Below are 26,243 nucleotides of genomic sequence, written 5' to 3' on the forward strand. Positions count from 1 at the left end.
CGCGGATCATGGATGATGCATATTTCTGGGCGAAGTCCCTCCACATAATTTCTGTGATTGCCTGGATGGCGGGATTGTTCTACTTGCCGCGCCTTTTCGTTTATCATACGACCGCTGAAATCGGTTCTGATCAAAGCGAAACCTTCAAGATCATGGAGCGCCGATTGCTTAAAGCGATTATGGCTCCATCCATGATGGCCACCTGGATTTTTGGCTTGTGGCTGGTTTATCTGCTTGATGCTTATTTTGATCTTTGGTTTATGCTGAAGTTTTCACTGGTTATACTGATGACGATATATCACGTGATGCTTTCACGTCATGTCACCAAGTTTGCGCAGGATCAAAATAAGAATAGTGAGCGCTACTTTAGAATTATTAATGAACTACCGACACTATTAATGGTTGCAATTGTGTTCCTAGTGATCTTTAAACCCTAGGTGATCCGAACATTCGAATTTTAATATTGGAAAATTAGGAGAATTAGTGGGCAATAAGCACTTGCCGAATTCAATTCGATTAGTTATTGTCCCCGCAACTTCACGATGTAGCTTATGTGATCGCTGATCTCCTAGCGATTTTCGAAGGTCGATAAATATCGTATCTAGATGAGCTGCTATTCCCCCCTAACGTTTTGTGTTCGAAAGTTCTTGATCCTTCTAAAGCTAAATCAAGTCCAGAACCCATAGTAAAGACGATCCCTATTGATGCGGGAAATGAAACTCAGAGACCTGAAAACTAAGAGCGCAACTGAACTCCTTGCTTTTGCTGAGGAACATGACGTTGAAAATGCAAGCACCATGCGCAAACAGGAACTTATGTTTGCGATTTTGAAGAGACTTGCAGAGCAAGATATTGAGATCATCGGCGAAGGTGTCGTAGAGGTCCTCCAAGATGGATTTGGATTCCTCCGCTCTCCTGATGCGAACTACTTGCCAGGCCCAGACGATATTTACGTTTCACCTTCACAGATCCGTCGCTTTTCTCTGCGCACCGGTGATACTGTTGAAGGCCAGATCCGTAGTCCTAAAGAAGGTGAGCGTTATTTCGCCCTTCTGAAGGTCAACAAAATCAACTTTGAAGACCCTGAAAAAGCGAGACATAAGGTTCACTTTGATAACCTGACACCGCTTTATCCAGATGAGCGCTTCAATCTTGAAATCGAGAATTCTACCTCCAAGGATATTTCTTCTCGCATTATTGATCTTGTAGCTCCGCTCGGCAAAGGCCAGCGTGCTTTGATCACTGCGCCTCCTCGGACAGGTAAAACAGTATTCCTTCAGAATATTGCGAAATCTATTACCACCAATCATCCTGAATGTTACCTCATCGTTCTGTTGATCGATGAACGTCCGGAAGAAGTAACGGACATGCAGCGTACAGTTGATGGTGAAGTTGTATCTTCAACCTTTGATGAGCCAGCTACTCGTCACGTTCAGGTTGCTGAGATGGTTATTGAGAAGGCAAAGCGTTTGACCGAACATGGTCGTGACGTTGTTATTCTTCTGGATTCCATTACTCGCCTTGGCCGTGCCTACAACACTGTTGTTCCTTCCTCTGGTAAGGTTCTGACCGGTGGTGTTGATGCGAACGCCCTGCAGCGCCCTAAGCGCTTCTTCGGTGCTGCGCGTAACATTGAAGAGGGTGGTTCTTTGACCATCATCGCAACGGCGCTGATTGATACCGGTAGCCGTATGGATGAAGTTATCTTCGAAGAATTCAAGGGTACTGGTAACTCTGAAATCATCCTTGATCGTAAGATCTCTGATAAGCGCGTCTTCCCAGCAGTTGATATTCAACGCTCTGGTACTCGTAAGGAAGAACTTCTTGTTCCTGCTGATAAGCTCAAGAAGACTTTCGTTCTTCGCCGTATTCTCAGCCAGATGGGTACTGTTGATGCTGTTGAGTTCCTGCTCGACAAGCTGCGTCAGACCAAGTCCAATGATGACTTCTTCGACTCTATGAATACCTAGGTTTACTGCCTACCGAATTTTTCGGCCCCGCTCGCCAATTCGGTGAGCGGGGCTTTTTTATTTTTTAAGCCAATTTTTGGCGCTTTTAATAGTTGGATTCGATTACGAAATGAGGGGAGGGGAATATGGAAGAGGTGCTGCTGGATAAATGCCCGCGTGTTGAAACCGAAAGGCTTGTTCTTCGTCGGTGGGAAGAGCGTGATCTGGATGGTGTCATTCGCATGAATGGTGACCCGAGAGTGATGGAGTTTTTCCGATCTCTGAATACGCCAGATGAAGCGCGGCAGTTTCTTGATATTATGATGAGGCAGGAAGAAAAGCATGGTTTCTGTTTTCCCGTGGTGGAAAACAAAGAGACTGGTGCCTTTCTCGGTTTTTGTGGGCTCAACGTTCCTGCCTACAGTGGGCCTTTGCCATGTGAGCCCTGTGTTGAGATTGGTTGGCGGCTTACCCCTGAGACATGGGGAAAGGGCATTGCTGTTGAAGCGGCTAGGTTCTGGCTTAGATTCGGATTCGAAACGCTTCAGCTTAATAAAATTGTGGCCTACACTGCTGTTCAAAATCACAAGTCCCGGAGAGTGATGGAAAAGCTTGGCATGACACATGATCCTGCTGAGGACTTTGATTTTCTGAATGTTTCGGTTGACCATCCTTTATGCCGACATGTTTTGTATCGGTTCTCTGCTGATAGGTTCCGCGAGCAAACCAATGGCTGAGATTGCGATTGATCGGTGTCCACGTATTGAGACTGACCGGCTTATTTTGAGGAAGTGGGAAGAGCGGGATTTGGAGGGGCTTGTTCAGATGAATGCAGACCCACAGGTGATGGAGTTCTTTCCGGCGATGATGTCCCGGCAGGACAGTGAGCGGATGTTTGAGAGGCTCATGGCGAAGCAGGTGAAGTATGGGTTAGGTACTCCAGTTGTTGAAGAACGGGCGTCAGGGAGGTTCTTAGGGCTTTGTGGGCTCGGTGTACCGACCTACCCAGAACCGCTGCCCTTCGACCCGTGTGTGGAGATCGGATGGCGTTTTATACCCGGTGCATGGGGGAGGGGGATTGCTCAGGAATCCTCGCGGATCTGGCTTAGATTCGGATTCGAAACTCTTCGTTTGGGCGAGATTGTAAGTTTCACTTCTGCTATCAATCAGCGTTCTGAGAAAGTTATGCAGAGGCTGGGAATGGTGAGGGATGCTTCGGCAGACTTTGATCACCCTTTGATCGAAGAGGGGCATCCATTGAGGCGGCATGTTTTGTACCGCCTTTCTAAAGAGAAATATTTGGAACGGAAAAATGGTTGAGACATTAATTGATAAGTGCCCACGTATTGAGACCGAGCGTCTCGTGTTGCGGAAGTGGGAAGAGCGGGATCTGGACGGTATGGATGAGATGAACTCAGATCCGCGCGTCATGGAGTTTTTCCCAGATGTGATGTCTCGCGATGAGAGTGCCCATATGCTTGAGCGTATGATGGCTAAGCAGGCTGATTTGGGTTTTGCATGTCCTGTTGTTGAGGATCGGGCTTCTGGTAGGTTTCTTGGTTTTTGTGGTTTGAACATTCCGACCTATCCAAAACCACTTCCGTTTGATCCGTGTGTGGAGATTGGTTGGCGGCTTATCCCTGACGCCTGGGGGAAGGGGATAGCGCAGGAAGCAGCTCGTATCTGGCTTGGATTCGGTTTCGAAACTCTTGAGGTTGATGAGATCGTCAGCTTCACGACGGAGACAAACTTGCGTTCGCAAAAGCTGATGCAACGGCTGGGTATGACGAGGAATCCATCTGATGATTTTAATCATCAAATGTTGGAGGATGACCACCCGTTGGTGCGTCATGTGCTTTACCGTTTAACGAAGGATCGTTTTGAAAGCGTATCCAAGAGCTGAACTTAATTGAATACTCGAACATGGGTGATCTGTGAATTATGTGATGTTTCACGTGAATCACCTATGTTTTCAAAAGTATATTTATGATCGCTGACCTACGTGAAACTGTGAGTCAGCGTTTAATTTATTTGCAGATCAGATCTGCTCTTTCACCTGTTCAGGTGTTGTCGCTGGCAGAGAGCATCCTTTTTCTGAGCAGATGAAGACAGTGGTTTCATCCGTGTTCCAGGACGAGTTTTCCAACTCCATCGGCTTAGCTTCACCAGCAGGAATAACATCTACATAGAGGGCAGGATCAGCTTGAGAATGCAGAGCCTGCATTATTGGATTCGCGTCCGAACCAGTTCCCAAAACCACAAGCGCTTTCTTGAATCGGGTGCGAGTATCGAGTGCTGTGAGTAATGATGCCGTGCCGAAGATGTTGTTTGGAACATCGGCTGCAAATGCATTCAAAGTTCCATCTGCAACATCACGGGAAGATGTGTCACCTGTCAGGATCCAATGTTCAGAGAAGGCGAGAGCGGCTACGGCGTTGTAGTTTGGTGTTGCTTCATCATAAGCGTGATAGGGGCGGAGGATGAGGTCGTCGGCATCCTTATCCGTCATGTAAAAAGCGCCATTAGAGTGTGCAAAACGCTCCTTCAGAATCTTCAGGAACTCTTCTGCCTGTTCTAGGTAGCGCTGCTTCTCAAGCGGATTTGGTTCCGATCTGTACAAAGCGAGAGCTGCTCTTGCACACCATGCGTAGTCAGAAGCAAAGCCAACTTCCAGTCGCTGACCCTGTCGCCAGGAATGGCTGAGCTTTCCATCTTGGAACATATGCTCTGTGATGAACGCAAATGCCTCCTTGGCGGAAGTGCGCATAGATTCACGTGAAACAAGAGAACTTGCTTTTACGAGTGCACAGACGAGCATAGCGTTCCAGTCTGCTAACACCTTGTCGTCTTTGTGAGGTGGAACGCGTGTCGCTCTGTGCTCAAGCAGGATTGCTCTGCAGGTTGCCAGGGCTTCCTCTTCAGCTGCTTCCAGAAGAGCAGGGGAGTGGCGCCGGTTGAGGATGATGTTGCCTTCCCAGTTTCCATCTGGGGTGACGTCGTAGACATTAGAGAACAGTTCGAAGTGTTCTGTTGGGATGAGGTTCTTCAACTCATCATAAGTCCAGACATAGAACTTGCCTTCAACTCCTTCACTGTCTGCATCCATGGAAGATGCGAAGCCACCTTCGGGAAGCTTCATGTCACGCTCTAGCCAATCGACGATTTCTTGGATTCGGATGTGAAACAGTTCATCACCCGTTTCCTGATAAGCCCAGCACAGGTGCTCGATGAATTGTGCGTTGTCGTAGAGCATCTTTTCAAAATGTGGGACCAGCCAAATAGAGTCGACTGCGTAACGAGCCAGGCCACCTCCCACATGATCATAGATTCCACCTTGCGAAATCGCTCGTGTGGTTTTCAAAAACTGCTCACGCATGAAGGTGTTTTTTTGCGCCTTGGCAGTTCTGAAGATGAGTTCCTGAACGGAGGCCTGAGGGAACTTTGGTGCGCCCTTCATGCCACCTTCTTCCTCGTCCTGCATGTTGAAGAGTTGCTTGCCGGCAGCGGTGATCAGGAAGCCAGATAGAGGGGAGGCCTCTGATGGTGGTTTGTTGAGAGCCTGGCTGATGGCTTGCCGGTTCTCCTCGATGGTGTCGCGGTCAGCGATGAAGCTTTGTGAAATTGCAGTTAGGATATCCTTGAAGGCAGGGGAGCCATGTCGTGCTTCATTTGGGAAATATGTACCACCCCAGAATGGATCACCCTCCGGCGTGAGGAACATGGTCAGTGGCCAGCCACCCTGTTGACCAAGCATATGGAGAGCCTGCATATAGATCTGGTCAATGTCCGGGCGCTCTTCGCGGTCTACCTTGATGTTGACGAAATGCTCATTCATGAGAGCCGCTGTTGCTTCATCCTCAAAACTTTCATGGGCCATAACGTGGCACCAATGGCAGGCGGAGTAGCCAACAGACAGCAGAATTGGCTTGTTTGTTTTTTGCGCTTCTTCCAGTGCTTCCTTACTCCACTCCCACCAGTGGACAGGGTTATTTTGGTGTTGAAGAAGGTAAGGGCTTGAAGCGTTCGTTAAGCGATTTCTGCTCATAAAGAGGTGATCCTGAGTTCAAGGTATTGCTTGGCGTAAAGGCTAGGTTTAACGCAGTTCATACGAGATCATACAGTTAAAGAACCGGACGTGGAATGAATACACAACAGGAAACCATCTACGCAGTTTCTAGCGGCGCACTTCCTTCAGGCGTTGCTGTTATCCGTTTATCAGGTCCACAGTCCGGGCCAATCCTGAGAAAGCTGATTAAGGGTAAATTCCCCGTTTCACGTGAATCATGCCTTAAGAAATTATGGGACCCTGTAGATGGTTCTGTTTTGGATCACGCGCTGATTTTGTGGTTCGAAGGCCCTGGAAGTTTCACCGGTGAAGACACTGTCGAGCTACATTGCCATGGCGGGCGAGCTGTTGTTGCGGCGGTGCTACGCGCACTTTCCACCTTTGAAAAGACACGACCAGCTGAACAGGGCGAGTTCACGCGCCGGGCATTTCACAATAACAAACTTGACCTGACTGAGGTTGAAGGTCTCGCTGATCTGATTGATGCAGAGACTGATGCGCAACGTCGACAGGCTCAGCGTCAGATGGATGGGGCACTTGGTGACCTCTATTCGCAGTGGCGCGAAACACTGATCCGCAGCCGTGCGATGATTGAGGCCGAGCTCGACTTCTCTGATGAAGATGATATTCCAGATTCCGTGGCCGATGAAATCTGGGTGGAGCTGGCGAAGCTTCGGGACCAGATTGTCGCCCACCTTTCTGATGCGCGGAGAGGGGAGCGTCTGCGCTCTGGCCTGCAGGTTGTTCTGCTTGGTCCACCGAATGCGGGTAAGTCCAGCTTGATGAATAAACTGGCTCAGCGTGATGTGGCGATCGTGACGCCGGAAGCTGGAACGACCCGCGATGTGCTCGAGGTGCATCTGGACCTTGGTGGTTATCCGGTCACGCTGATTGACACAGCGGGCATTCGTGAGAGTGCTGGCATGATTGAGAAAGAGGGCATTCGCCGTGCTCTCGTTCATGCTGAAAAAGCAGATCTCATTCTCTGGACACATGCGCCGAATGTGACTGCTGAAGAGTTGCCGGAGAGCTTGCTGAAGAATGGTGCAGAGATCTGGCGTCTCAATACCAAGAGTGATCTGGGTTCTGATGCTGATCATGACTCCTTCGAAACGACAGAAGAGATCAATGTCTCCGTTCGTGAAGAGGGTGGCATGAACGCGCTGCTATCAAGCCTCGAGTCGTTTGCGGAACGAAATATCGGATTGATCGAAAACCCGCTTATCACTCGTGAACGTCATCGTTCTCATCTGACCCAATGTGTGGAAGATCTGAACCACGGTATTCAAGCGGAGGGCTTTCCGATTGAATTGAGAGGTGAGGATTTGAGACGAGCAGCTGATCAACTGGGGCGTATCACAGGTCGAATCGACGTTGAAGACTTGCTCGATGTCATCTTCCGTGACTTCTGCGTTGGTAAATAAAAGATGTAGAAGTGCCATGTTTCACGTGAAACATTTATTGGGAATCGTGAGTCAGTGGGGAAAAGCTAGTGAGTCTCGTGGATAACTAATGCTGCGGCATTGGCGACTCACTGCGCTGTTTTCTTTGACCCAGCGCGTGACCTGTTGTATCAAGTCTTCAAGAAAATAGGTAGTTGCCCTTCTAGTTCCCCCAAGTTTTATCTGCGGCCTTCATATGGTCCAGAGGCTCGCAGAGAGTGTGGCTTGTCCTTTCTCTGTTTTTAGATGGGCGAAATGCAGGACCGAAATGTCTGATAATTTTGATCTTGAGTTTAACGTTGTCGTGATTGGCGGCGGCCATGCAGGCTGTGAAGCCGCGGCTGCAGCTGCGCGCATGGGTGCCCATACAGCGCTTATAACTCATCGCTTTGACACCATTGGTGTGATGTCGTGTAACCCAGCTATTGGCGGTTTGGGGAAGGGGCATCTGGTTCGAGAAATCGATGCGCTGGATGGATTGATGGGCCGGGTGGCTGATGCTTCTGGTATTCAATTCCGTATGCTCAATCGTCGCAAAGGGCCAGCTGTGCAAGGGCCGCGCTCTCAGGCTGACCGCAAGCTTTATCGCGAAGCGATGCAGGCTGAGATTAAAGCGATTGATAATCTCGATGTGGTGGAAGGTGAAGCTGACACGCTGATCCGTGAGGGTGATATCCTCAAAGGCGTCGTGCTTGGTGATGGTCGTCGGGTTTCGGCTAAGGCGGTTGTGATAACGACCGGCACGTTCCTGCGTGGTCTGATCCATATCGGCGATAAGCAAATTCCTGCGGGGCGTGACGGTGAAGCGCCAGCGCTTGGTTTGTCTGTATCTTTGGAAGAGATTGGTCTGCGTCTTGGTCGTTTGAAGACAGGCACTCCGGCACGTCTGGATGGGCGCACGATCAATTGGGATATCCTTCAGCAGCAGCCAGGTGATGAAGAGCCTATTCCATTTTCTACACTGACCGACAAAATCCAGATCCGTCAGGTGCCGTGTTACATCACACGTACGACCCCAGAGACGCATCAGATCATTCGCGACAACATTAAACGTTCAGCGATGTATTCGGGCGAGATCCAGGGCAGGGGGCCTCGGTATTGTCCGTCTATCGAAGATAAGATTGTTCGCTTTGGTGATCGCGATGGTCATCAGATCTTCCTTGAGCCTGAAGGGCTGGATGACCCGACGGTCTATCCGAATGGTATTTCGACCTCGCTTCCTGAGGATGTTCAGATCCAGTTTCTGCGCACCATTCCGGGTTTGGAGAAGGTTGAGTACTTCAAACCGGCTTATGCGATTGAGTACGATCACATCGACCCGACTGAACTGACAAACACGCTTGAGGTGAAGAAGCAGAAGGGCCTTTACCTCGCGGGTCAGATCAACGGTACGACCGGTTATGAAGAGGCTGGCGCTCAAGGTCTGTTGGCGGGCTTGAATGCTGCCAGAACGTCTCAAGACGGCGCTGCAGTGACGGTTGGACGTGCTGACGGGTACATTGGCGTGATGGTGGATGATCTCATCACACGAGGCGTTTCTGAGCCGTATCGCATGTTCACATCCCGCGCTGAGTATCGTCTCACACTACGTGCAGACAATGCGGACCAGCGCCTCACACCACTTGGTCTTGAGTGGGGATGTATTGGTGATACGCGTCGAGTCGCTTTCGAAACGAAGATGGAAAAACTGCGGAAAACCAAGGATTTGATACAGTCCGTCAAAATTACACCCAACGAGGGGCGTAAGCATGGCTTGCCGATCAATCAGGATGGTGTGAAGCGCTCTGTCTTTGATTTGTTGGCCTATCCAAATATCACTCTTGAAGACCTCATTGAGATCTTTGATGAGATGAAGGATGTCGATATCAAATGTGCCGAACAAGTTTCTATAGATGCGATGTATGCCGTCTATCTGGAACGTCAGGCCGCTGATATCGCCGCTTTGAAACGGGATGAGGACTTGGTTATTCCTGAGCGGATTGACTATACCTCACTGACCGGACTTTCCAACGAGGTGCGCCAGAAGCTTGAAGCTTTGCGCCCTTCAACCATCGGGCAAGCATCGCGCATGGATGGGATTACCCCAGCGGCGCTGACTTTGCTGCTTGCGTATATTCGCCGCTCAGGCAAAAACATTGCTGGTGCTGTTTAGTATGTCATTCGAAAAAAGGGCTGATTACAGCCAGATTACACCTGTCATGCGTATGTATGAAGATGTTTCACGTGAAACGTTTGAACGCCTAAGTATCTATGTGGACCTCGTTCTCAAGTGGCAACCTGCACAGAATCTGATCGCACCATCTACGATGAACGATATCTGGATGCGGCATGTGGCCGATTCTATACAGATTCAGCGTAGTTTGCCGGATGCACGTTCCTGGATTGATTTCGGAAGCGGTGCAGGTTTCCCTGGATTGGTGACTGCGATGTTGCTGAGGCAGGAAGGGGAAGAGGGCATTGTGCATATGGTTGAAAGCAACCAGCGCAAAGCAGCTTTCCTTCGGACTGTGGCACGCGAGACTGGCTGTAACGTCAAAGTACATGCCGGTAGAATCGAAGCCGTTACGAAAGACTGGCAGGCTCCGATTGAGGGTGTTTCGGCGCGTGCACTAGCTTCTTTACAGGTTCTCTGCGGGTTTTCTTCGCAATTTGTACAGCGTGGCGCGACTGCTGTTTTCCACAAAGGTCAAGATTTTCGCCGCGAAATTGAAGAAGCATCTGCCGATTGGTCAATTGATCTGGTAGAAAAAGTAAGTCTAGTAGATCCGCTAAGTCGCGTTTTGGTTCTATCTAAAATTGACCCGAAAACCGCTAACTAGGGTGCTGTCGGATGAGCTTACTGCCGCAATCTCCACGTGTATTGACTATCGCCAACCAGAAGGGTGGCGTAGGCAAGACGACAACAGCCATTAATCTTGGCACAGCGCTTGCCGCAATTGGCGAACGCGTCCTGATTATTGACCTGGATCCGCAAGGCAATGCGTCGACAGGGTTAGGGATTGATCGCGTCGATCGTGAATATTCTACCTATGATGTTTTGAGCGGAGATTCGACGCTGGAGCAAACTGTTCTGGAAACCGCTGTTCCGCGTTTATGGATTGCTCCATCAACGATGGATTTGCTCGGTGTTGAGTTGGAGATTTCTTCTGCACCTGACCGGACGTTCCGATTACGGAATGCAATTTCAGGTATGGCGCAGGCAGCTGAGATGGGTAGGGCACAAGGGTATTCATATATTTTAGTGGACTGTCCGCCGTCGTTAAACCTCTTGACTATCAATGCCTTATCGGCATCTCACAGCATTCTTGTACCGTTGCAGTGCGAGTTTTTTGCTCTGGAAGGTCTAAGCCAGCTGCTTAGCACCGTTGAGCAGGTGAAGCAGTCTCTGAATTCAGAGCTGAGCATTCATGGTATTGTGTTGACCATGTATGACAGCCGTAACAATCTCTCCAGCCAGGTTGTACAGGATGTGCGTGAGACGATGGGTGATGCAGTCTATGAGACTGTGATTCCACGGAACGTACGTGTTTCCGAGGCTCCATCTTATGGCAAGCCTGCTTTGCTTTATGATTTGAAGTGTTCCGGTTCGCAGGCTTATTTACGACTCGCTTCCGAAATTATTCAGCGAGAGCGTGACATGCGGATGGCGGCTGCCTGATCTGGCTGCCGCTTCTACTTTAAAGAGATTTGTTATTTGACCCGCAGAGCGTGCGGGAAGGGGCTGCTGACTCCCGAGCTCCTAGAATGTAGATAGGTGGAATTGAAATGGCGAAAACTGAGGAAGCAGGGCGTACCAATAAGCGACTAGGGCGCGGCCTTGCAACGCTGTTGGGTGACGTAAACTCAGAGCCAGCTGTCTCCACTCCAGAACGTAACCGTGATGTGCGGAAGGTGCCGATTGAGTACCTTCAGCCAAACCCACGTAACCCACGCAAATCATTTGTAGAAGATGATCTGAATAACCTGACCGAATCCGTTCGTCAGAAGGGGATTGTGCAGCCAATTCTGGTGCGTCCTCGTCCGAATAAGCCGGGTCATTTCGAGATCATTGCTGGTGAACGTCGTTGGCGTGCAGCTCAAAAGGCTGGTTTGCATGATGCACCTGTTGTCATCCGTGAGGTGACAGATCAGGAAGCGCTGGAACTTGCGATCATCGAGAATGTTCAGCGTGCAGACCTGAACCCGATTGAAGAGGCGTTGGGTTATGATCAGCTGATCGAAGAATTTTCCTACAGCCAGGTTGAGCTCTCTAAGGTTATCGGTAAGAGCCGGAGCCATGTGGCCAACACACTGCGTTTGCTGAAACTGCCAAACTCTGTGAAGGACTATCTTGCAGAAGGGCTTCTCACTGCTGGTCATGCACGTGCATTGATCACTGCAGAAGATCCTGCGGCTTTGGCTGAGCTGATCGTGGAGAAGGGGCTCACAGTTCGTGATGCAGAGCGTCTGGCTCAGAACCCGGACTTGTTCCAGAAGAAAGAAGCTGCTCCGAAGCCTGAAAAGGATGCGGATACACGCGCTTTAGAGAAGCGTCTGGCCGATGGTCTGGGTCTTAAGGTGGCTATTGCTCACAAGACTGATAAAGGCACTGGTGAGCTTAAGATCAAGTACAAGAATGTAGAGCAACTGGACGAAGTCTGCCGCTTGCTGGGCATTCAGAACTGATTGTTTCTGCTATCGGAATTTTAGAAAAGGCCGCGTCTCTTAACTGAGGCGCGGCCTTTTTAAATTCGGAAAAGAAATGATTTTTTTGACCAGCAGACTTAGCCTACGACTGGAAGCAGTTTTTCGATGCGTGCACTGACTTCTGCTCTCTTTTTCTCAGCCATATTGCGACGGCCGAACATCAAACCCAGGCAAATGAAGTACCAACGGAAAACCCAATAAGCCAAGAGGATTAGTGCGGGCAGGCCTATGATCAGATTTATGACTGATCCCAGTACCGCGTAGTTCTGCATGAGGTAGCCGATCAAGACACCAAAGCTGAGCAATGGCGGGAAAATCCAGGCCCACAATGATGCTGCTCCAAAAAGCGACAATTGGGGGCGCAGGAGCGCGAAGTTAATTGCCCAAAGTTCATGTTGAGCGAACTTCAGCCTGATCCAGTGGATGAGTGAGTGAGACATAGGAGTGCCTGTGATTTCGCTTTGTGCGAATATTGTTGTTGTTTGTGAGGAAGGTGGCGACCCACCTTCCGCGTGTTTATCGTCGTCTGTTTGAGGCTTTAGCTACCTGAGCAATTGCCAGAAGGGTATGAGACACAATCGCAGTTGAGAGATTGGCGTTGAAGCGGGCCTCTTTGACAGCGTCGTTGAGACGGGTCAGAGCGCGTTCCAGAAAGTCTTCATTCCAGATCTCAACCTGTCTGACAATCTTCGAGCGACGCTTCCAGAAGATCGGAGGGCGGACGCCGCCAATAACATCTTCTACAGCAATGCGTTGATTGGCTTTTAAGCGGCACAGGTGAAGCATTTGGAAGTGTCTAAGGGCTTGAGAGGCTATCACGCCAACGTCCGTCCCTGAGGCTGAGAGGCGCTCCAGGCCGTGGTCCAATGTGATCGTGTCACCCAAAGCAGCAGCATCGATTAGTTCATCCATAGCGAAGGCAGAAGCATCGCCGATGATCTCTTCGACATGATGGACCTCAATGCGATTGTCATTCATCGCGTAGAGACACAACTTCTTGAGTTCTCCGCGGCTTGCAATGCGGTCAGCGCCAAGCAGTGTGTGAAGCGCCATACGGGCTTCTTTGCTGATTTGCAGGTTTGCTGACTGGGTTTCTTCATCAATCAGACGATCTACATCGCGGGCCGTATCTGCAAAGCAGGGGATGGCGACAGCGGTTTTGCTGGCTTCAATCTTCTTGCGCAGGCCTGCTGTCTTCTTCAGGTCTCCGGCCTCAATCACGATGAAGGCAGAAAAGTCGTTGTTTTTGAGAAGCGGTTCGACGGCTGGCAGCACGCTTTTGGTGCCGTTTTCGCGGACCCAGATTGTGCGACGGCCACCAAAGAGGGGAATAGTCAGTGCCTCATCAATCAATCTGCTTGGGTCTGCAGCGATATCAGCAGCATCCAGTTTGACTTGGGAGAACGGATCATCATTCTCGGAGGCTGCTTTGGAGATGAGTGCTTGCGCTCGCTCATTCACCAACCCGGTGTCTGGTCCATAAACAAGAATGAGGTTTACGGAGTCTGGCGGGTTGGCGATGTACCGGTCAATTTCAGCAGCTTTGAGGGCTACCATAGTGGTCCTATTCTACAGGCTCTACAGGATGAGTTGCAAAGAAGCTTGCTATGCGGGTGTTGATGTCGGCAGCGACAACCTTGGTAGCACGGTCTTCTGCATCTCGTTCTGCTCTCAGGTTTGCAAAGCGCTGACTGGAAAAGTCAAAGGATGCAGAGGCAAAGGAGCGGCCAGTGTAGAGCGTACGATCTGTCTGGATATCTGCCAGAACGAAGCTGGTGTTGACGGTGATGTTGTAAGCGGTTGGCACGTCGGCCAGCTGCTCAACACCCACTTCAGCACGGCGCTTGTCTGTCAGGATTTCCAAACGATACTTTGGCGGCAGAGCATCACCACCACGTGTGAACGCGAAAATCAGCTGATTGCGCAGAACCTGATTGATACGCTTGATAGACCCTGAATCCCCATAGCTTGGGAACTTCATGGAAATTGCCGCCATTTGAGCCTGGACGGTCTGAGTCTGCTCCGAGCCATCGCCTAACAGCGTTGGGCTAACGCCATAGAGCGGACGGAACTGGCAGCCAGAAAGAAGAAGGGCACCCGCAACAATTGTTGCCCCGCCGAGTAGAACCCGGCGGGAAGGGCGACCTGATTTAGCAGGGCGATCAAACAACGACATTTACAATCCTCTGAGGTACCACGATGATTTTACGTGGGGCCTTGCCATCCAGAGCTTTCTGAACAGCCTCATGTGCTAGAGTAGCTTCTTCTACCTGCTCTTTGGAAGAGTCTCTTGCTACAGAAAGCTCACCTTTTTTCTTCCCATTGATTTGAATCGGAAGCGTAATGGTGTTTTCTACCAGCAGATCCTCTTGGACAACTGGCCAGTTTGATGTGGATACCAGTCCTTCATTGCCGAGCATGGACCAGCATTCCTCAGAAAGGTGAGGTGTGATTGGTTCCATGAGCTGCAGGAGGAAGCCAGTTGCTTCGCGCAGAGCATATGCCATATCCGGTTTGGACAGGTCTGATTGAAGCGCCTTGCTGATCGCGTTGGTGAACTCATAAAGACGGGCAACAGCACGGTTGAAGCCAAGGCCATCAAAGTCTTTTGTGATGGCAGCCAGAGTTTTATGAGAAGCACGGCGCAGGGCTGTTGCTTCATCACTGAACTCAGCAGGTCTTGCGATGTTGGCTTCGGTCTTTTCTGAGACTTCACCAATGATACGCCATACGCGTTGCACGTGGCGCCATGCACCGATTACGCCATCTTCAGTCCAGATGATGTCGCGCTCTGGCGGGCTGTCAGACAGAACGAAGAGACGTGCTGTATCAGCGCCGTAGGTGTCGATGATGTCGGTTGGGTCAACAACGTTCTTCTTCGACTTGGACATCTTCTCGATGGAACCAATGGTGACTGGAGCGCCGGTTTCTGCGTGAACCGCTTTTCTGTCGCCTTCGGTGCTGATGATGTTGATCTCAGCTGGTGTTACCCATTTTCCATCAGGGTCTTTATAGGTCTCATGGTTCACCATGCCCTGTGTGAAGAGGCCTTTGAATGGCTCTTTCACATCCAGATGTTTGGTGATCTGCATGGCGCGTGCAAAAAAGCGGGAGTAGAGCAGGTGCAGGATCGCGTGCTCGATACCACCGATGTACTGATCAACAGGCAGCCACTCAGAAGCAACCTTTGGATCGGTCGGATTGCTGTTCTTCGGATCAGTGAAGCGTGCGAAGTACCAGGAGGAATCCACGAAGGTGTCCATGGTATCGGTTTCACGCTGAGCATCCTTGCCACAGCATGGGCATTTCACGTTGCGCCATGTTGGATGACGATCCAGCGGGTTGCCCGGACGGTCGAAAGTGACATCTTCCGGCAGAACGATTGGCAGGCTTTCTTTTGGCGCGGGCTGAACACCACAATCATCACAGTGGATGACAGGGATCGGACAACCCCAGTAGCGCTGACGGGAGATACCCCAGTCGCGCAGACGGTAGTTGGTCTCGCGGTGCGCCTGCTGTTTGCCTTTGGCTTCTTGCGCTTCCAGCTTGTCAGAAACAGCATTCTTCGCATCCTCGATGGACATGCCGTCCATGAACTCGGAATTAAAGATGGAGCCTTCGCCGGTGTAAGCTTCGGTGCCAACGTCGAATGTGGCCGGGTCTTCACCTTCTGGCAGCACAACTGCTTTGACTGGCAGCTTGTACTTGTGAGCGAAGTCCAGGTCGCGCTGGTCGTGCGCAGGACATGCGAAAATAGCGCCCGTGCCGTAATCCATCAGGATGAAGTTTGCCACATATACTGGCAGTTCCCAGGATGGGTTCAGTGGGTGTTTGACGCGCAGGCCAGTGTCGAAGCCAAGCTTTTCTGCGGTTTCGATTGCTTCAGCTGTCGTGCCGATACGGCGACATTCAGCAATGAACTCCTGCAGTTCTGTGTTGTCTTCAGCCAGTTTCTGCGTGATCGGATGATCTGGTGACAGGCCCATGAAGGACGCGCCGTACAGCGTGTCTGGACGGGTCGTGAAGATCTCCAGAGTCTCATCACCGGTTGGAGCTGTTTCGGTGAACTCGAAATTGACCTTCAGACCAACCGATTTTCCGATCCAGTTCTTCTGCATGAGACGAACTTTTTCAGGCCATTCAGTCAGAGTGTCGATTGCTTCCAACAACTCTTCGGAATGATCAGAGATCTTGAAGAACCACTGGGTCAGGTCTTTCTGCTCAACTTCTGCGCCAGAGCGCCAGCCTTTGCCGTCGATCACCTGTTCGTTTGCCAGAACGGTCATGTCGACCGGATCCCAGTTTACCTTCGCGTTTTTGCGGTAAACCAAGCCAGCTTCCAGAAAGTCCAGGAACAGGGCCTGTTGCTGTGCGTAATAACTTTCATCGCAGGTTGCGAATTCACGGCTCCAGTCAAACGACAGGCCGATTGTTTTCAGCTGACCGCGCATTGCAGCAATGTTGTCGTAGGTCCAGCCCTTTGGGTGTACCTTCTTTTCAGCTGCCGCGTTTTCCGCAGGCATGCCGAATGCATCCCAACCCATCGGGTGCAAAACGTTGTAGCCGCGTGCACGTTTGAAGCGTGCAACCACGTCACCCATGGAGTAGTTGCGCACGTGCCCCATGTGTAGACGACCGGATGGGTAAGGGAACATCTCTAGTACGTAGTATTTTTCGCGCGGATCATCGTTGTCCGTCTCGAAGACGTTCTTTTCGTCCCATACTTTTTGCCAGCGCGCTTCCGTTGCGCGTGCATTATACCTATCCGTAGCCATTTATTCCGCCGTGTGTTTGATTTTTGCCCTGATCAAGCAAATTAGGTTTGCTCGGACTGTCACCAGAAATTGCCAGCTTGGTCAAGCGGTAGACAGAGGAAAAACCAAGAAGATTTGTCAGAAATTTCTCAATGAAGTGCAACTACTCTTGCATTTAGACCTTAGGGAGCGCATTTCATGTCTCCAATATGGATTTTTCGCTGGAGTTAGGAATGAGTGACGCTGCTGCACTTCGCCTTAAAGAGGTTAAGGAAAACATCGGAAAAGCTGAGACGGATGTTGAACGTCTGAACGGCTCTGTAACGTTGATTGCAGTCTCAAAAACATTCGAAGCTTCAGAGATTAAGCCGGTTTTAGAAGCTGGACAGCGTGTGTTTGGTGAAAACCGGGTTCAGGAAGCGATGGGCAAATGGCCTGGGCTTCGTGAGGAGTTTGAAGGTGTTGAGTTGCATCTGATCGGCCCGCTTCAGTCTAACAAAGCGAAAGAAGCTATTCAGACCTTTGACGTGATCCACACTGTGGACCGGGATAAGATTGCTAAAGCGCTGAAAGTTGAGATGGATAAGCAAGGCAAAGCGCCAAAGCTGTTCATTCAGGTTAATACCGGGGAAGAAGACCAGAAGGCTGGTATTCCTCCAAAGGAAGCAGATGCGTTTATCGCGAAGTGTCGTGATGAGTATGGGCTGGAGATTGAAGGCCTGATGTGCATTCCGCCAGTTGACGAAGCACCGGGCATGCATTTCGCGTTGCTTGAGAAAATCGCAAAGCGGAACGGTCTGGAAAAGCTCTCCATGGGAATGTCTTCTGATTACCCAATTGCTGTTCAACACGGCGCAACACATGTGCGTGTCGGTTCTGCGGTATTTGGTGCGCGCGATTATTCGCAGTAAGCATCACTGAAAATCTTGAATTTTGAACGGGCGAGGGATTTCTCGCCCGTTTTTCGTTTGTATTAAAGTAGTTGATCGCTCAGCCATTGGACTGTGGTGGAGACCACGAGGTCGTTGTTTTGTGGGCTGATGATGTCGCCTGCGATGACGTGGTTGTTGTCGTCACCTGAGCTTTCGATAAGCAGGCGCTGTTTTGGTGCGCCCCATTTGTCATAGGCGACATTGGTGAGTGCTGCGTCGATGGTTTCATCCTTTTCGCTGTAGATGAAGAGGGCAGGTACGCTTGCGTTTGCCGGGTCTTGTTCCTGCAAAACTGAGATTGTGGTTGCCATTGGGAGGAGGGCTACACTTGGGTAGCTGATGGTCCAGCCCATTTGCTCTTCTTTAGATGGTGCCTTGGAAGATGAGCGGGTTTTGCCAATGATCAGAGGGACATAGTGTCTTGCGAACGGCATATCGAGCAGGAAGCCGCCTGCTGCTTTGACACCGAAGTTTGGTGAGACAAACACCATTGCGGCCACATCATCTTTCAGTGGGTGGTCCTGCATGGCGAGCCAAGCTGCAAGTGAGCCACCGGTTGAGGTGGACATGATGATTGTCTTCTCACCAATACGCCGGCCAATTTCTACCGCTTCAGCGAGGTCGTTGACCCAGTCGTTCAATGAGGCTTCTGCCATCGCTTCACCCGAGCGGCCATGGCCAGTCAGGCGGGTGAAGAAAAGATTGGCGCCGATCTCATTTGCAACGCGGTCCGGTACAGGGCGGATCTCATGTTTGCTGGCGGAAAAGCCGTGAACGTAAATGATTGAAAGAGGTGTTTTGCTGTTCTTCTCACCATTGAACCAGATGATCTCTTTGGCCGTGTCAGAACGAATATCCTGAAACTTGGCCTCACTCTCTGAAAGATACACTTCGAGATCATCACCCATAATTTCGGGTTTGAAGGTGATCTCTGTATCGCGTGGTTCTCTTGGGCCTGTCATGAAGGCAATTGTGCCTCCTACGAGTAAAATCAGTACTACAAAAATAAAATATCGAAAGAGCATATGGGGTGCCTTTGTTCCTTAGCGGCACCAGCTTATTCCAGCTTGGGTTGAAATATCAAATCAGAGCATCAGGAAGTTTTATTGAGAGTAGACAGTGGGTACGCCTCTGGAGCCAAGCCACTCGATGATACCGTTGGAGACGAGGAGGTTGTTTTCCGGGTTGATGATGTCGCCTGCGATGACGTGATGATTGCCTGCGGACTCGGTTATGAGGAGGCGGTGCTTTGGTGCGCTCCAGTTATCGAAGAACTTCGCTGTGGTGTGCTCATCTGAGGTTTCGTCACGGATATCGTAGATGAACATGGTTGGGATGGTCGCATTTGCTGCATCCAGGCTGCCCACGAGTTTGACCGTTTCAGCAAGTGGAAGTAAGGCGGTTGCCGGATAGGCGTTGGTCCACGCGTAGATCTCCTCAAAGTTGGCATTCGGATCAGCGACCCGATAACGGCCCACGATGATTGGGGTGTAGTACTCTGCAAGCGGATATGTGAGCAGGGAGGTTCCTGCAGCGGCCAGTTCAAAAACGGGAGAGATGAGGACGATTGCTTCCACGTCCTCCTTTAGAGAATGATCAGTCAGATCCATCCATGCTGTCAAAGAACCTCCAAATGACGTGCTGATAACGATGACTTTGTTGCCGATGGCTTTCCCGATTGTGAGCGCTTCTGCCAAAGCATTGAAGTAGTCATCGACATTCGGTTCTCCCATAGCAGCAGGTGTACGGGCGTGACCGGGAAGCCGTGTGTAATAGAGGTTGGCCTGAATGGAGCTGGCGACGAGATCGGGAACGGGTCTGATTTCATCTTTACTGGCAGAAAAGCCGTGCATGTAGACGACGGAAAATTCGGTTTTGGCTTTGGTGTCGGGGTTTTGCCAGATGATTTGCTTTTCGAGACCGGGCTTAATGTCTGTAAAGCGGCTTTCTACCCGTGCGATGTATTCTTCAGGGTCTTCGCCAATGTCACTTGGGTTGAATGTGATAGAGGGAGACACATAGGTGTTGGTCCAGTAGAGCAGGAAGCCGATGATCAGCACAATAAGAGACAGCAAAAACAGATAGTTCTTTCGGAAGAGCATCGTTAAATCGCCTCTTTTTTTGCTGATAGTGAGTCAGCTTGGCAGGAAACCTAGTGCATCTTTGAGTTTTCCTTTTTATCCAAGCTTATACAATCTCCAACAAATGGCGGTTTTGCTTGACTCGGCACCTGTATTCTCGTAGATACCCGACCTAACTCCTTCTATGTGAAGACCGGAGCCACTGACTGGGACCCGAAAAGGTGTAAAGAGATCCCAGAAGTCAACACCCGACAGCGCGTTGCGCCCTCGGGTGATTTTTTGCTATGTGCAATCGATTTGCCGTGGCAATTTTGGCTTGGTGACACCAAATTCACTAGGAACGAGTGTACGGCACCAGTTGGTTTTCTTCAGGTGTTTGTGCAGAAACGAGATTTTAAAGGAACGACATGTTCGATAATCTGTCAGATCGCCTAGGCGGCATTCTAGATAAGCTCACAAAACGCGGTGCGCTTTCTGAATCCGATGTTAATGAAGCGCTGCGCGAAGTTCGCCGCGCGCTCATTGAGGCTGATGTGGCGCTGCCGATCGTGCGTTCTTTTGTCGACAAGGTGAAACACCGCGCTGTTGGTGCTGAGGTTGTTAAGTCCATTAAGCCGGGTCAGATGGTCGTTAAGATCGTGCATGACCAGCTTATTGAGATGCTCGGTGAGGAATCTCATCCGATCGACCTGAATGCGCCGGCTCCGGTTTGCATCATGATGGTTGGTCTGCAGGGTGCGGGTAAAACCACTGCAACCGGCAAGATTGCACGTCGCCTGACACAGCGCGATAAGCGCAAAGTTTTGATGGCTTCTCTTGATACGCGCCGTCCGGCAGCGCAGGAGCAGCTGAAAGTTCTGGGTGAACAGAACGAGATTGACACGCTTCCTATCATTGAAGGGCAGCAGCCAGTTGATATCGCAAAGCGTGCGCTGAATGCAGCGAAGCTTGGCGGTTATGACGTGGTCATGCTCGATACAGCGGGTCGTGGCCATATTGACGAGCCTCTCATGATTGAGATGGAGCAGATTAAAGCTGCGTCCAACCCGCATGAAGTTCTGCTCGTTGCTGATGCTCTGACTGGTCAGGACGCTGTTAATCTGGCGAAGAGCTTTGATGAGCGTTGCGCGATCACAGGTATCATGCTCACCCGTATGGATGGTGATGGCCGCGGTGGTGCGGCGCTTTCCATGCGTGCTGTTACCGGCAAGCCGATCAAGCTGATTGGTACCGGTGAAAAATCTGATGAGCTCGAAGATTTCCATCCAAAGCGTATTGCTGATCGCATTCTTGGAATGGGCGACATTGTTTCGCTCGTTGAAAAGGCTGCTGAAGCGATTGATGCGGAAAAAGCCGCAGAGATGGCTCGGAAGATGCAGAAGGGTCACTTTGACCTGAACGATCTTTCTGAACAGCTGAAGCAGATGGAAAAGATGGGTGGAATGTCCGGCATGATGGGCATGCTTCCGGGTGTTGGCAAAATGAAGAAGCAGCTTGCTTCCGCCAACCTTGATGAGAACATGTTCAAGCGCCAGATGGCGATCATCTCCTCTATGACCAAGAAAGAGCGTGCCAAGCCTGAACTGCTTAAAGCAAGTCGCAAAAAGCGTATTGCTGCAGGCTCTGGTGTTCAGGTTGCTGAAGTTAATAAGCTTTTGAAAATGCACCGCCAGATGGCCGATATGATGAAGGCCATGGGTAAGGGCAAAGGCAAGGGCATGCTCGGCAAGATGATGGGCGCTATGGGTGGCGGTATGCCAGGCATGGGCGGCGGAATGCCGAACATCGACCCTAAAGCGCTTGAGCAGATGGCCAAATCCGGTCAGCTGCCGGGCGGCATGGAATTGCCTAAAGGATTACCGGGTGGTGGGCTTCCCGGGGGATTGCCAGGAGCTGGCGGCCCTAAATTGCCCGGTCTTGGTGGAGCATCTGGTTTGCCAGGGCTCGGCAAGGGGAAAAAGTAATTGAGCGAGATCGACAAAACTGAAGAAGCCAAGGTGATCCTTGGTGGACTTCGCTCCAGCATCGACAACATTGACGCTGCTCTGGTGCATATGTTGGCTGAACGATTTCGTTGCACACAGGCTGTTGGGGAGCTGAAAGCTACCCATGGTCTTCCACCGGCTGACCCGGCCCGTGAAAAACTTCAGATTGAGCGTCTGCGCCGTCTCGCGGCCGAGGCCAATCTTGATCCTGACTTTGCTGAAAAGTTCCTGAACTTCATCGTGAAGGAAGTCATTCGGCATCATGAAGCTATTGCTGCTGAACACAGCACAGACTGAATACCTAGGAGTAAATAAACAATGGCTACTAAAATTCGCCTCGCACGCGGTGGCACTAAAAAGCGTCCTTTCTACCGTATCGTAATTGCAGACGTTCGCTCCCCACGCGACGGTCGTTTCATCGAAATCGTTGGTCGTTACAACCCAATGCTTCCTAAAGATGCTGACAACCGCGTTGAGCTGAACGAAGAGCGCGTCAAGCATTGGCTTGGTCATGGCGCACAGCCTACTGACCGCGTTCTCCGCTTCCTGGACGCTGCTGGCCTGATGAAGCGTGAGCCACGCAACAACCCAAATAAAGCTAAACTCGGCAAGAAAGCTCAAGAGCGTCTTGACGAGAAGCTGGCTGCAGAAGCTGAAGCAAAAGCTGCTGCTGAAGAAGCAGCTGCAGAAGCACCAGCAGCTTCCGAATAATATAAGCATACCCGATCTGAGAAGGAGACGCCGGCAATGGCAAACAAGCCTGAAGACCGCATTCTAATGGCTCAGATCGGGGCTGCTCACGGCATACGTGGAGAAGTGCGGGTCAAACCATTTGGTGATGACCCGCTTTCTTTTGGCGATTACGGTAAGCTCGAAAATGCTGACGGTAGCCGCAAATTTAAAGTTAAGAAGGCTCGCATTCAAAAAACTGTGGTGGTTACCAAGTTTGAGGGCGTGAATACCCGCAATGAAGCAGAAGTCCTCAATGGGATGAAGCTTTATATTGCTCGCGAAAAACTGCCTGAAACGGAAGACGAAGACGAGTTCTATCACGCTGATCTCATTGGCCTGAAAGCCATTGATGAGAAGGGTGAGGCAATTGGAACTGTGTTGGCTCTTTTGAACTTTGGCGCAGGTGATTTGATTGAAGTTGCCCCGAAGAGCGGCAATTCTCTTATGTTCCCATTCACAAAAGCTGTTGTTCCTACCATTGACCTCAAAGAGGGATATGTGGAGGTCCATGCTCCCGAAGGCTTTTATGATGAAGGTGAAAAAGAACCCGAAGATGGCTCTAAGCCAGAAGCAGGCTGATTTTTCGCATTATCAGATGCAGACATTGCTGAGATCATCAGCGTGATTTTTGCAGTTTGTGCATCAAAATACATTCCAGAGACTGACCTTACTTAAGCAACGGGTATCCTATGGCCTTTCGTGCATCCATCTTGACGCTGTACCCTGAAATGTTTCCGGGAAATCTGGCAATGAGCATGTCTGGACGCGCGTTGGAACGCGGGGATTGGTCTCTTACAGCGAACAACATTCGCGATTACGCGACTGATAAGCATCGCTCTGTTGATGATACGCCTGCTGGCGGTGGTGCTGGCATGGTTCTGCGTCCTGATATTCTTGGCAAAGCTATCGATGATGTGACTGAGGATGAGGATACACGTCCACGGTTGCTCATGAGCCCGCGCGGTAAGCCATTTACGCAGGCAAAGGCTCGTGAACTGGCTGATGGACCGGGTGTGATTATCGTCTGTGGTCGTTTTGAAGGTGTTGATGAGCGCGTCATAGAAGGACGTCAGCTCGAGGAAGTGTCTATTGGCGACTACATTCTCTCAGGAGGAGAAGTTGCTGCTCATGTGGTTTTGGATAGTATTGTCCGTCTTCTTCCCGGTGTTATGGGAAACAAAGAGAGCGGTGAATCTGAAAGCTTTGAGAATGGCTTACTGGAGCACCCACATTATACGCGCCCAGTAGAGTTTGAAGGACAGGAAGTCCCATCTATTCTTAAAAGTGGTAATCATAAACTGATTGATCAGTGGCGCCTTGAGATGTCTGAAAAGATTACTCAAGAAAGACGACCAGATCTTTGGAAGGATTACCTAGAAAATAGCCGTGGATAGCGGGTTTTCTACACTTTTTTCATGACAAACCTTCAAAAATCGGCTAAACCCGCGCCGACTGGAGTGGATTCTGTCTGGCGTTTGCCGCTAGGGTCCTAGTTCCACTTCACTTCCCGGCATAATGCCAAGGTTTGGTGAACACGTCCCGGTGGCTTGACCACTGAGGGACGCTCTGACCAATATTTAAAATGGAAGAAACTGCCATGAATATCATTGAGCAGCTCGACGCCGAAGAAATGGCTCGCATCGAAGAGAAGCGTACGCTTCCTGAGTTCTCTCCAGGTGATACGCTACGTGTTCTCGTACGCGTTACCGAAGGTACTCGTACTCGTGTGCAGGCCTACGAAGGCGTATGCATCGCACGCTCCGGCGGCGGCATCAACGAAAGCTTCACCGTTCGTAAGATTTCTTACGGCGAAGGTGTAGAGCGTGTATTCCCAATCTTCAGCCCAATGCTTGAAGGCGTGGAAATCATTCGCCGCGGTAAAGTCCGTCGTGCGAAACTTTACTACCTGCGTGAGCGTCGCGGTAAGTCCGCACGTATCGTTGAAGCTACCAACGTACGCGCAAAGCGCCTTAACGAAGAAGCTCGTGCGGCTGCTAATGCTGCAAAAGCTGCAAAAGCTGCTGAAAAAGCTGCTGAAGCTAAAGGTTCTGCAGAGTAAGATTTACTCTTCGGCCTCTATGGTTTCTAAAACCCCGCTGAGAAATCAGCGGGGTTTTTTGTGTTCATGCTCGGGTTTTTTGCAGGTTCTGCGGTTTGGTTGGCTTCAGGCATAGCAGCGCCCTCGGTGTCATCCTAAGCGAAGATCCCGAATTTATAGCTGCTTGCTTGTCTTTTTGCTTTTGCCATTCAACTGGATCCCTGTGTGTTTGTTTTGTGCTTGAATGGTAGCGAGGCGGAGGTCGTTGGGTCCCAGATCAGAGCCGAGCACGGCTTTAGATCGTGACGCGGTCAGACCCCGCCTCGCATGTCTTACCAAACCTGAACAGTTGATGGTGGCCGCATCGCGCTACGCTTGTGCTGGATGACGGTGGTGGGGTCTCACCAGCGTATCCTTGCAGCAACACCTTCTTATCATCCTGCAACTTTTCGTTGACAGGTGGTGCGTTCCATTCCACATTCATATGTGAGGCTTCACAACCTCTGAAAAGCGGTAACCGCTCCCGTCAACTAGCGGATTTTTTGTGCCTTTTTTCTGAGGGCGCAAACCCTTTGCTATGAGCGGGAGGGCGGTGAATACAACACCTCTTTCGGGAGGGAATAAACTCGCCTGTCTTTTCCAGGTTGTGAACCTCCCGCTCGCCAGCGGGCCGTCACAAGCTCATTGTCGTGCGGAACTTCAACAGCCAGAAAAGAAGGCTTTGAATATGGACGACTCTGCATGCGCCTGTGGCGCCACAAATACTCTTCAGAATGAAATTGATGACGTGAACTTTGCTGTTTCTGATCTTCAGAACCTTGCTTACATGCAGCATTTGGTGCTGAGCGAGCGGATGAAGAACAGCAGTGAGCGTGACGTTCTCTTCACTTTGCACCATGCATTATCTGACCGCCTAGAGGCACTTGATAAGACCTGCGGAATTTTAACCGATGCGTTGTCCGGCAGATCCTTCCCTAAAGGGTTTTCCGGTCACGCGACACGCAGCGTCGCCTCTCCAACACTGGTCAATACCGATAAGGTGTCTCTTGATTAGATCACTGTGAACGGCACTCCAAGGGCTGCCTCAACTACCCTTGCACAGCCCTTCATGAGTGTCCTGCTGGTCTGCGGCCGGGCGAATTGTGCCCGCAGGCCAGCATCTTCGTGCGTTTGAGTGGAAGCGATTGTGGGTGTGGCTCTGGCTCCCGGATCTGCGCATTGCTTGTCCGGGAGGACGGCGATGGGTGAATTGCGTGAAGAGAAGGTGGTCGGCGTAGTTTTCGGCTGATGCTCATCATCTGCCCGCAGATAAGTGGGCTTACTCTTTAGCCAATTGGTTTCCCCCACTGTCATCCCGGGCGGAGCATAGCGGAGACCCGGGACCCATACTCCCCGTGTTAGAGATTGATTGAGCGCCTCAGTGGAAGATTGAGGCAAGGGGTTATGGATCCCGGCTCGGGGGCCGGGAAGACACCGGTGGGTGGGGTGTTGCAGAAAAACTTATCCCCCTTCTGAATTCCTCCCATACTCTGAACCTATGCCTACGTAACGGGCTGCTGGCGGAGCGACCGTCAGTTT

The 26,243-nt window shown here is 50.7% G+C and carries 25 protein-coding genes; 18 read left to right on the forward strand and 7 right to left on the reverse strand.

Features of this window, described 5'->3' with window-relative positions; all coding sequences use genetic code 11:
• Window positions 1–8: 8 nt before the first annotated feature.
• The 5 genes from hemJ to PsW74_RS27190 all read left to right on the forward strand — a co-directional run bounded on the left by hemJ (window position 9) and on the right by PsW74_RS27190 (window position 3,852).
• Window positions 9–437 carry a protoporphyrinogen oxidase HemJ gene (hemJ, locus tag PsW74_RS27170; protein WP_063286227.1) on the forward strand — a complete coding sequence of 143 codons (429 nt, stop codon included), beginning with the start codon at window positions 9–11 and terminating at the stop codon, window positions 435–437.
• A 267-nt stretch (window positions 438–704) separates the two neighbouring features.
• Window positions 705–1,970 (forward strand): transcription termination factor Rho, encoded by a 1,266-nt coding sequence (gene rho, locus PsW74_RS27175; RefSeq protein WP_057463213.1) that lies wholly within the window; start codon window positions 705–707, stop codon window positions 1,968–1,970.
• 125 nt (window positions 1,971–2,095) lie between these two features.
• On the forward strand, window positions 2,096–2,686 hold the full coding sequence (locus tag PsW74_RS27180; RefSeq protein ID WP_063286226.1) for a GNAT family N-acetyltransferase: 591 nt from the start codon (window positions 2,096–2,098) through the stop codon (window positions 2,684–2,686).
• Entirely contained in the window at window positions 2,679–3,269 is a 591-nt protein-coding gene (locus tag PsW74_RS27185; protein ID WP_063286225.1) for a GNAT family N-acetyltransferase, read from the forward strand. The genes PsW74_RS27180 and PsW74_RS27185 overlap by 8 nt, the downstream gene beginning before the upstream one ends.
• Window positions 3,262–3,852, forward strand: coding sequence for a GNAT family N-acetyltransferase (locus PsW74_RS27190; RefSeq protein WP_063286224.1), 591 nt, complete (start codon window positions 3,262–3,264; stop codon window positions 3,850–3,852). Before PsW74_RS27185 ends, PsW74_RS27190 begins: the two co-directional genes overlap by 8 nt.
• A 135-nt stretch (window positions 3,853–3,987) precedes the next feature.
• Here the strand turns inward: PsW74_RS27190 and PsW74_RS27195 are convergent, their stop codons facing one another.
• Entirely contained in the window at window positions 3,988–5,994 is a 2,007-nt protein-coding gene (locus tag PsW74_RS27195) for a thioredoxin domain-containing protein (RefSeq protein WP_063286223.1), read from the reverse strand.
• Between the two features lie 95 nt (window positions 5,995–6,089).
• On the opposite strand from PsW74_RS27195, the gene mnmE reads away from it, so the two are divergent.
• The 5 genes from mnmE to PsW74_RS27220 all read left to right on the forward strand — a co-directional run bounded on the left by mnmE (window position 6,090) and on the right by PsW74_RS27220 (window position 12,122).
• Complete coding sequence (mnmE, locus tag PsW74_RS27200) at window positions 6,090–7,439, forward strand: tRNA uridine-5-carboxymethylaminomethyl(34) synthesis GTPase MnmE (RefSeq protein ID WP_063286222.1); 1,350 nt, start codon at window positions 6,090–6,092, stop codon at window positions 7,437–7,439.
• A gap of 286 nt (window positions 7,440–7,725) precedes the next feature.
• Entirely contained in the window at window positions 7,726–9,609 is a 1,884-nt protein-coding gene (mnmG, locus tag PsW74_RS27205) for a tRNA uridine-5-carboxymethylaminomethyl(34) synthesis enzyme MnmG (RefSeq protein ID WP_063286221.1), read from the forward strand.
• Window positions 9,610–9,655: 46 nt separating this feature from the next.
• Entirely contained in the window at window positions 9,656–10,276 is a 621-nt protein-coding gene (gene rsmG, locus PsW74_RS27210) for a 16S rRNA (guanine(527)-N(7))-methyltransferase RsmG (RefSeq protein ID WP_063286464.1), read from the forward strand.
• An 11-nt stretch (window positions 10,277–10,287) separates the two neighbouring features.
• A complete protein-coding gene (locus PsW74_RS27215) occupies window positions 10,288–11,115 on the forward strand; it encodes a ParA family protein (RefSeq protein ID WP_063286220.1) in 828 nt (275 codons plus the stop codon).
• Window positions 11,116–11,222: 107 nt separating this feature from the next.
• The gene (locus PsW74_RS27220; RefSeq protein ID WP_057463221.1) at window positions 11,223–12,122 is read left to right on the forward strand and encodes a ParB/RepB/Spo0J family partition protein; all 900 of its coding nucleotides are present in this window, start codon (window positions 11,223–11,225) and stop codon (window positions 12,120–12,122) included.
• A gap of 98 nt (window positions 12,123–12,220) precedes the next feature.
• Here the strand turns inward: PsW74_RS27220 and PsW74_RS27225 are convergent, their stop codons facing one another.
• The 4 genes from PsW74_RS27225 to leuS form a co-directional block, all read right to left on the reverse strand.
• Complete coding sequence (locus tag PsW74_RS27225) at window positions 12,221–12,583, reverse strand: hypothetical protein (RefSeq protein ID WP_063286219.1); 363 nt, start codon at window positions 12,581–12,583, stop codon at window positions 12,221–12,223.
• A gap of 76 nt (window positions 12,584–12,659) precedes the next feature.
• Window positions 12,660–13,700, reverse strand: a complete 1,041-nt coding sequence (holA, locus tag PsW74_RS27230) for a DNA polymerase III subunit delta (RefSeq protein WP_063286218.1) — start codon at window positions 13,698–13,700, stop codon at window positions 12,660–12,662.
• Between the two features lie 7 nt (window positions 13,701–13,707).
• On the reverse strand, window positions 13,708–14,319 hold the full coding sequence (lptE, locus tag PsW74_RS27235; RefSeq protein ID WP_057463224.1) for an LPS assembly lipoprotein LptE: 612 nt from the start codon (window positions 14,317–14,319) through the stop codon (window positions 13,708–13,710).
• Complete coding sequence (leuS, locus tag PsW74_RS27240; protein WP_063286217.1) at window positions 14,306–16,918, reverse strand: leucine--tRNA ligase; 2,613 nt, start codon at window positions 16,916–16,918, stop codon at window positions 14,306–14,308. Before leuS ends, lptE begins: the two co-directional genes overlap by 14 nt.
• A 212-nt stretch (window positions 16,919–17,130) precedes the next feature.
• Between leuS and PsW74_RS27245 the strand changes: the two genes are divergently transcribed.
• A complete protein-coding gene (locus tag PsW74_RS27245; RefSeq protein WP_063286216.1) occupies window positions 17,131–17,808 on the forward strand; it encodes a YggS family pyridoxal phosphate-dependent enzyme in 678 nt (225 codons plus the stop codon).
• 62 nt (window positions 17,809–17,870) lie between these two features.
• On the opposite strand, the gene PsW74_RS27250 is transcribed toward PsW74_RS27245, so the two are convergent.
• Both PsW74_RS27250 and PsW74_RS27255 read right to left on the reverse strand, forming a co-directional pair.
• Window positions 17,871–18,791: an alpha/beta fold hydrolase gene (locus PsW74_RS27250; RefSeq protein WP_208988186.1), complete on the reverse strand. Its 921-nt coding sequence runs from the start codon at window positions 18,789–18,791 to the stop codon at window positions 17,871–17,873.
• A 141-nt stretch (window positions 18,792–18,932) separates the two neighbouring features.
• Window positions 18,933–19,931: an alpha/beta fold hydrolase gene (locus tag PsW74_RS27255; RefSeq protein WP_063286214.1), complete on the reverse strand. Its 999-nt coding sequence runs from the start codon at window positions 19,929–19,931 to the stop codon at window positions 18,933–18,935.
• 386 nt (window positions 19,932–20,317) lie between these two features.
• Here PsW74_RS27255 and ffh point away from each other — a divergent pair, with 386 nt between their 5' ends.
• The 7 genes from ffh (at window position 20,318) to PsW74_RS27295 (ending at window position 25,719) form a co-directional block, all read left to right on the forward strand.
• On the forward strand, window positions 20,318–21,874 hold the full coding sequence (ffh, locus tag PsW74_RS27260; RefSeq protein ID WP_063286213.1) for a signal recognition particle protein: 1,557 nt from the start codon (window positions 20,318–20,320) through the stop codon (window positions 21,872–21,874).
• A gap of 9 nt (window positions 21,875–21,883) precedes the next feature.
• On the forward strand, window positions 21,884–22,192 hold the full coding sequence (locus PsW74_RS27265; protein ID WP_075698472.1) for a chorismate mutase: 309 nt from the start codon (window positions 21,884–21,886) through the stop codon (window positions 22,190–22,192).
• A 21-nt stretch (window positions 22,193–22,213) separates the two neighbouring features.
• Complete coding sequence (gene rpsP / locus PsW74_RS27270) at window positions 22,214–22,606, forward strand: 30S ribosomal protein S16 (protein WP_063286212.1); 393 nt, start codon at window positions 22,214–22,216, stop codon at window positions 22,604–22,606.
• 36 nt (window positions 22,607–22,642) lie between these two features.
• Window positions 22,643–23,206 carry a ribosome maturation factor RimM gene (gene rimM, locus PsW74_RS27275; RefSeq protein ID WP_063286211.1) on the forward strand — a complete coding sequence of 188 codons (564 nt, stop codon included), beginning with the start codon at window positions 22,643–22,645 and terminating at the stop codon, window positions 23,204–23,206.
• A 110-nt stretch (window positions 23,207–23,316) separates the two neighbouring features.
• Window positions 23,317–24,021: a tRNA (guanosine(37)-N1)-methyltransferase TrmD gene (gene trmD / locus PsW74_RS27280; RefSeq protein WP_057463234.1), complete on the forward strand. Its 705-nt coding sequence runs from the start codon at window positions 23,317–23,319 to the stop codon at window positions 24,019–24,021.
• A 203-nt stretch (window positions 24,022–24,224) separates the two neighbouring features.
• Window positions 24,225–24,686 carry a 50S ribosomal protein L19 gene (rplS, locus tag PsW74_RS27285; protein WP_063286463.1) on the forward strand — a complete coding sequence of 154 codons (462 nt, stop codon included), beginning with the start codon at window positions 24,225–24,227 and terminating at the stop codon, window positions 24,684–24,686.
• Between the two features lie 706 nt (window positions 24,687–25,392).
• Window positions 25,393–25,719, forward strand: a complete 327-nt coding sequence (locus PsW74_RS27295) for a hypothetical protein (protein WP_063286209.1) — start codon at window positions 25,393–25,395, stop codon at window positions 25,717–25,719.
• Window positions 25,720–26,243 lie beyond the last annotated feature (524 nt).

Origin of the sequence: Pseudovibrio sp. W74, assembly GCF_001623085.1 — a bacterium.
In the GTDB taxonomy this organism is placed as follows: Bacteria; Pseudomonadota; Alphaproteobacteria; order Rhizobiales; family Stappiaceae; genus Pseudovibrio.

Excerpts from the sequence above, each read along its gene's own strand:
- hemJ (WP_063286227.1), top strand. The coding sequence starts at position 9 with ATGGATGATGCATATTTCTGGGCGAAGTCCCTCCACATAATTTCTGTG.
- rho (WP_057463213.1), top strand. The coding sequence starts at position 705 with ATGCGGGAAATGAAACTCAGAGACCTGAAAACTAAGAGCGCAACTGAA.
- PsW74_RS27180 (WP_063286226.1), top strand. The coding sequence starts at position 2,096 with ATGGAAGAGGTGCTGCTGGATAAATGCCCGCGTGTTGAAACCGAAAGG.
- PsW74_RS27185 (WP_063286225.1), top strand. The coding sequence starts at position 2,679 with ATGGCTGAGATTGCGATTGATCGGTGTCCACGTATTGAGACTGACCGG.
- PsW74_RS27190 (WP_063286224.1), top strand. The coding sequence starts at position 3,262 with ATGGTTGAGACATTAATTGATAAGTGCCCACGTATTGAGACCGAGCGT.
- PsW74_RS27195 (WP_063286223.1), bottom strand. The coding sequence starts at position 5,994 with ATGAGCAGAAATCGCTTAACGAACGCTTCAAGCCCTTACCTTCTTCAA.
- mnmE (WP_063286222.1), top strand. The coding sequence starts at position 6,090 with ATGAATACACAACAGGAAACCATCTACGCAGTTTCTAGCGGCGCACTT.
- mnmG (WP_063286221.1), top strand. The coding sequence starts at position 7,726 with ATGTCTGATAATTTTGATCTTGAGTTTAACGTTGTCGTGATTGGCGGC.
- rsmG (WP_063286464.1), top strand. The coding sequence starts at position 9,656 with ATGCGTATGTATGAAGATGTTTCACGTGAAACGTTTGAACGCCTAAGT.
- PsW74_RS27215 (WP_063286220.1), top strand. The coding sequence starts at position 10,288 with ATGAGCTTACTGCCGCAATCTCCACGTGTATTGACTATCGCCAACCAG.
- PsW74_RS27220 (WP_057463221.1), top strand. The coding sequence starts at position 11,223 with ATGGCGAAAACTGAGGAAGCAGGGCGTACCAATAAGCGACTAGGGCGC.
- PsW74_RS27225 (WP_063286219.1), bottom strand. The coding sequence starts at position 12,583 with ATGTCTCACTCACTCATCCACTGGATCAGGCTGAAGTTCGCTCAACAT.
- holA (WP_063286218.1), bottom strand. The coding sequence starts at position 13,700 with ATGGTAGCCCTCAAAGCTGCTGAAATTGACCGGTACATCGCCAACCCG.
- lptE (WP_057463224.1), bottom strand. The coding sequence starts at position 14,319 with ATGTCGTTGTTTGATCGCCCTGCTAAATCAGGTCGCCCTTCCCGCCGG.
- leuS (WP_063286217.1), bottom strand. The coding sequence starts at position 16,918 with ATGGCTACGGATAGGTATAATGCACGCGCAACGGAAGCGCGCTGGCAA.
- PsW74_RS27245 (WP_063286216.1), top strand. The coding sequence starts at position 17,131 with ATGAGTGACGCTGCTGCACTTCGCCTTAAAGAGGTTAAGGAAAACATC.
- PsW74_RS27250 (WP_208988186.1), bottom strand. The coding sequence starts at position 18,791 with ATGACAGGCCCAAGAGAACCACGCGATACAGAGATCACCTTCAAACCC.
- PsW74_RS27255 (WP_063286214.1), bottom strand. The coding sequence starts at position 19,931 with ATGCTCTTCCGAAAGAACTATCTGTTTTTGCTGTCTCTTATTGTGCTG.
- ffh (WP_063286213.1), top strand. The coding sequence starts at position 20,318 with ATGTTCGATAATCTGTCAGATCGCCTAGGCGGCATTCTAGATAAGCTC.
- rpsP (WP_063286212.1), top strand. The coding sequence starts at position 22,214 with ATGGCTACTAAAATTCGCCTCGCACGCGGTGGCACTAAAAAGCGTCCT.
- rimM (WP_063286211.1), top strand. The coding sequence starts at position 22,643 with ATGGCAAACAAGCCTGAAGACCGCATTCTAATGGCTCAGATCGGGGCT.
- trmD (WP_057463234.1), top strand. The coding sequence starts at position 23,317 with ATGGCCTTTCGTGCATCCATCTTGACGCTGTACCCTGAAATGTTTCCG.
- rplS (WP_063286463.1), top strand. The coding sequence starts at position 24,225 with ATGAATATCATTGAGCAGCTCGACGCCGAAGAAATGGCTCGCATCGAA.
- PsW74_RS27295 (WP_063286209.1), top strand. The coding sequence starts at position 25,393 with ATGGACGACTCTGCATGCGCCTGTGGCGCCACAAATACTCTTCAGAAT.